Source organism: Halobacterium bonnevillei (assembly GCF_009831555.1).
Taxonomy (GTDB): Archaea; Halobacteriota; Halobacteria; order Halobacteriales; family Halobacteriaceae; genus Halobacterium; species Halobacterium bonnevillei.
In genome coordinates this window covers 1-5,221 of the sequence record NZ_WUUU01000200.1, presented here as the reverse complement: position 1 = coordinate 5,221, position 5,221 = coordinate 1, and the positions used below count along the sequence as shown (strand labels likewise).

General features: G+C 67.4%; 3 protein-coding genes and 2 pseudogenes. All 5 read right to left on the bottom strand.

The features are described from left to right. Positions 1-1,923, bottom strand: a 1,923-nt coding sequence (locus tag GRX66_RS16440) for a cytochrome c oxidase subunit I (RefSeq protein ID WP_233745593.1), incomplete at its 3' end; no start/stop codon positions are given. 3 nt (positions 1,924-1,926) lie between these two features. Further along, positions 1,927-2,679 carry a cytochrome c oxidase subunit II gene (gene coxB / locus GRX66_RS16435; RefSeq protein ID WP_159527487.1) on the bottom strand — a complete coding sequence of 251 codons (753 nt, stop codon included), beginning with the start codon at positions 2,677-2,679 and terminating at the stop codon, positions 1,927-1,929. Between the two features lie 219 nt (positions 2,680-2,898). After that, positions 2,899-3,372 (bottom strand): FKBP-type peptidyl-prolyl cis-trans isomerase, encoded by a 474-nt coding sequence (locus GRX66_RS16430; protein WP_325064161.1) that lies wholly within the window; start codon positions 3,370-3,372, stop codon positions 2,899-2,901. Positions 3,373-3,463: 91 nt separating this feature from the next. Next, positions 3,464-4,638: pseudogene (locus GRX66_RS20850) on the bottom strand (Cdc6/Cdc18 family protein). A gap of 137 nt (positions 4,639-4,775) precedes the next feature. Next, positions 4,776-5,221 (bottom strand): annotated as a pseudogene (locus GRX66_RS16420) (FGGY-family carbohydrate kinase); the annotation flags it as partial.

Below are 5,221 nucleotides of genomic sequence, written 5' to 3'. Positions count from 1 at the left end.
GGAACGACAGCGGCGGCGACTCGTCGAGCAGTTCGTAGCCGAGTTCGCGGTAGCACTGCGCCGCCGGATTCTCGGGCGCGTGAACGATGAGTGGCTCGCCAGCGTCCTCGCTGTCGGCGACGGGGCCTCTACCGCGGTTTCACCGTCGCCGGTGAGGAACTCCAGGCGGCCGCTCCCGTAGCTCGGCAACCCCGGGAAGTTCTCGAGCGGCGGCGGCGACGGGACCGCCCACTCGGCGGTCGAGGAGTACTCCCACGGATTGTCGCCGACCACCTCGCCCGCGTACGCGGACTTCACGAAGTTGTAGAACATGATGATGAACGACGCGCCGAACACCACCGCGCCGATGGTCGCGAGCTGGTGCCAGGTCGTCATCCCGGCCTCGTACGCGAAGTTCCGCCGCGGCGTCTCCCACGCGACGAACATCGGGAAGTACAGCAGATTGAACCCGACGAAGTACACCGCGAAGTGCAACTTCCCGAGGAACTCGTCGTACATCCGGCCGGTGATCTTCGGATACCAGTAGTAGAGCCCGCCGACGAGGGCCGTAGCACCCCCCACCATCACGTAGTGGAAGTGTGCGACGACCCAGTAGGTGCCCCGGAACTCGTAATCGAGGACGACGGCGCCGAGGAACACGCCGGTGATGCCGCCCAGGATGAACAACAGCAGGCCGCCGAAGGAGAACAGGAACGGCGTCTTGAACCTGATTCTGCCCTTGACCATCGTGTAGATGAGCGCGAACACCATCAGGTCGAACGGCAGCGAGATGCCGATGGTGGTCGCCATGAACAGCGTCTTGATCTGGAGGTTGATGCTCGTCAGGAACATGTGGTGCATCCAGACGATGAAGCTCTGCAGCGCGACCAGCACCATCGCCGCGATGAACCACTTCCGGCCGACGATGCGCCGGCCCGTGAACGTCTGGAACGTCTCCGCCATCACGCCCACCGCCGGGAAGAACACGATGTAGACTTCGGGGTGGCCGAAGAACCAGAACAGGTGCGTCCACAGCAGCGCGCCGTTGGCTGCCTCCGTCGCGAAGTACGTCGTGCCGAGCAGCCGGTCCGCCGACAGGATCATCAGCGCGGCCAGCAGCGCCGCGAACGCGAACAGCATCATCCACACCGTCAGCAGGATGGTCCACGTGAACAGCGGCAGGCGGCGCAGCGTCAACCCCTCGGCGCGCATCCGGTGGATTGACGTCAGGAAGTTCACCGACCCCACGGTGACGGAGACGACGAACAGCGTCAGCGCGAGGATGGCGGAACTGCCGCCGACGCTCGGCGTGAACGTCGGGAGGTTCAGCGGCGCGTACATCGTCCACCCGCCGGCGAACGAGCCGCCCTGGAAGAACGACACGCCCAGGAGGATGCCCGATGCGAGGTACAGCCAGTAGCTGAGCGCGTTCAGCCGCGGGAACGCGAGGTCCTTCGCGCCGATCTGGAGGGGGACGACGTAGTTCGCGAACCCGAACGCGAACGGCGACAGGAACCAGAACACCATCACGAGGCCGTGGATGGACACCGCCTGGTTGTACGCCAGTTGCGACAGCGGCCCGGTGCCGGGCGCCCGCGGTACCCACAGCTGGGTGCGCACCAGCAGCGCCAGGATTCCCCCCATCGCGAGGAACAGGAGCGACGTGACGAGGTACAGCAGGCCGATGTCCTTGTGGTTGGTCGTGACGAACCAGCGTTTCACCGTGCTCGTCGGTGGGAACGCGTGGTCGTCGTGGTCCTCGGCGGCGTCCTCGTGGGCGACGCCGCCGTCGGTGCGTGCCTGCTCGTCTGGATCGTCGGTGACGCCGCCGTCGGTTCGCGCACGTCCGTCCGGTTCGTCCGTGACGCCGTCGTCGGTCCGTGTTCGCTCGTCCGGTTCGTCGGCGGTACTCGCGTCGTCTCCTGGTTGTGGGTCAGTCGTCATTCGTCACACCTCCGCGAGCGCGACGCTCGCGCTCGCCGTCTCGTCGGTCGCCGAGCTCTCGTTCTGGGTGTCTGCGTACCACTCCTGGTAGTCGGCTGGCTCCATCACTTCGACGGTGGCGTCCATGTAGGAGTGTCCGGAGCCGCACAGCTCGTAGCAGTGCGCCTCGTAGGTGCCGGTGTTGTCAGCCATCATCCACGTGCTCGTCTCCTCGCCCGGGATTGCGTCGGCTTTCGCTCGCAACTCAGGTATGCCGAAGTTGTGGAACGCGTCCTCGGAGGTCACCGTCAACTGCACGCGCCTGTCCTCGGGGACGCGCAGCGTCCCGCGTTCCGTGTAGCCGTTCGGGTAGACGAACTCCCAGTAGAACTGGTTGCCCACCACCTCGATCTCCAGGGGTTCCTCCTCGGTGGCGTCGTCCGGGTTCTCGACGTACAGGAGCGTGAAGTACGTCCACGAGATCAGTGAGATGACGATGATGGCGCTGAGCGCGAACGACACGAACAGTTTGCGTCCGCCCCCGCCGCCCTCGGGGAGCTCCCCGACTTCCGGGCGGTCGTAGTCGTCGCCGCTCGCCCGGGACGCCCGGTACTTGTACGCCTTGTGGAGCATGTACGCGATGACGACGATGCCGACGAGCGTCCCAAGCAGGAGGAACACGGTGTAGATGCGGTCGAAGACGTACGCCCGCGTCCCTCTGGGGACCACCTGCGCCAGCGCGTTCGCCCAGTGCAGGGCACTGTCAATAGCTATCATACCGCGTATTGACGGGTCGTTGCAGTTACCACTACGTAAATATTTGGTGCGGAACATCATCGGCCCCTCTCCCGGCTCTCCGCCCTCCTTGCGGCCGCTTCTGGGGTTCAGTGCGTCGATCTGGAGCCCACAGGCGATGGGGGGAGTCAGCCTCCCGCGCGTTCGCTACGCTGTCGTATCATCGCGAGCCGCGTCGCCCCTCGCCACGCGGCCCGGCCGTCACTCGACTGCCAGAATCTCCAGGTCGAAGACGAGCGTCTTCCCCGCGAGTTCGTGATTGAAGTCCACGGTAACGGCGTCCTCGGAGACGGCGACGACGTCGCCGTGTCGGTCGTTCCGGGCTTCGACGTGGAGACCCACCTCGGGCGGGCGTCCGACCATCCCCTCGAACGTCTCCGGGTCGTACTCCCGGACGTGCTCCGGGTCGCGGTCGCCGTACGCCTGCTCTGGCGGAACCGTTACGGTCGCTTCCTCGCCGACGGTCATCCCGACGACGGCCTCCTCGAGGCCCGCGATGACCTCGCCGCGCCCGACGGTGAACGACAGCGGCCCGTACTCCTCGGGACCCTTGCCCTGCGCCTCGGTCAGGCCGTGTTCGCTGGCGACCTCGGAGTCGGACGTCGCGAACACGCTCCCGCCCTCGAAGCGCCCGACGTACCCGAGCTGCACTCGGTCGCCGTCTTCTATACTCACACTCGCCATTGCGACAGTGAACAAATACGTGCTTCGGTGGCGGCGCTGGCGGGGCCGGGCGGACCGGGCCGGGGCTCGCGAACCCCTGTCGCTACTGCTGGAGGTCGTAGAGCCGCCGGAACGCGGTCGGCGAGAACCGGAGTTCGACGCGACTCGGCGGCCGCCCCTTCCCCGCGCCGGCGTCCGCCTGCACGCGCTCGACGACGCCGGTTTCCGCCATCTCGTAGAGGTACCGCTTGACCGTGCCCCGCGAGAGGTCGACGTCCGGCGCCCCGCTGATTGCTTCCGTGGTCGCGGCGACCGACGCGCGGTCACCGTCCTCGAGGTCGACGAGCGCACGGAGGACCAGTTGCTTGTTCTGGGGGAGCGCGAGCACGCGTCCCATCGAGACGGACGGCTGGGGAATCTCCGCGAGCGCCGCTGTGACGTCCGCGTCTGTGAGCCGCTGTCGCTCGGCGGCGTTCGCGTGGTCGGTGGCGACGAACAGCGCGGTGAGCGCGTCGTGAGCGTTCCCGTCTGCCCAGTCGGCGATGCGGCGCGCCAGGTCGTGGTCGAGCGCTCGCTGCGAGAGGCCGGCCGACGCGCGCGTCATCAACACGTCCACGAGCATCTGGCGCTGGTAGGCTTCGACGCCGATGGTGCGGGCGGTGTACTCGGTCAACGCGACGTCCTCGGGCGCTCGCGGCCGATTGCGAGCCAGCTGACGTTGCTCGGCAGTCCCGCGAACAGACCGACGAGGTCGCCGCTGTCGATGCCGTCGGGGTCGCTCACGTGGTCGACGCCGACGACGACGCCAGCACGCGACGCTCTGAGGACGTCGTGGAGTCGGGTGCGGATTTCGGCCGTCCCGATGCCGTGTTCGGGCACGGACTCCTCGACGAGCGCGTCGAGGACGTTGTGGTAGAACGCGAACTCGCTGGTCGTCTCCCGGACGTCGACGTAGACGAACTCCGGCGCGCTCGTGGACTCCGCGCGCGTGCTGGTGTAGATTACTGACTGCGCTCGCGTGGACAGCTCGGTGAGGTGGCTGAACAGCGCCGTGACGATGGCGGTCTTCCCGGAGCCGAACGGGCCGTGGACGTAGGCGTTCGGCGGCAAGCGACCGTCGAACACCGGGTCGAGGTGGTCCAGCAGTTGCTCGAGGACGGGCCCGCGGTCGGACGGCTCCTCGATGTGTGCGACCGGGGACAGTGACTCGTAGTCCTGCACCAGGCGGGGGCCTTCGTCCCGTCGCCGTCGCCGCTCAATCCTCGCGTCGATGTCCATGTGGAATCGGGGCGTTCGTTATCAGCGGTACCAGCCACACAGTAAAAAGGGCCGGGGTCGTTCCCGCCCGTCCACCGTCGGAACTGACGGGTTCGCGGCCGGGTCGCCGTTCACCCGCCAGGGTTGGTTCGTCCACGTCAGTCCTCTCGGGCCCAGTCAAGGGACTTCTCGACGGCGTCGCCCCATCGGCTGTACTTCCTGTCGGCCTCCTCGGCGTCCATCTCGGGTTCGAAGGACTCGTCGACCTGCCAGTTCGAGCGGAGTTCGTCGAGGGTGTCCCAGTACCCGACTGCGAGCCCGGCGGCGTAGGCCGCGCCGAGCGCCGTCGTCTCGTCCACCCGGGGGCGCACGATGTCCGTCTGGATGATGTCCGACTGCAGCTGGCAGAGGAAGTTGTTCTTGACGGCGCCGCCGTCGACGCGCAGCGACGTGGTCTCGACGCCGGAGTCGGCCTCCATCGCCTCGGCGATGTCCCGGGTCTGGTAGGCGATGGACTCCAGGGTCGCGCGGACGATGTGCTCGCGCTGGGTGCCGCGGGTCATGCCGACGATGGTGCGCGGCGGCCGTCCCAGTGGGGGCGCCG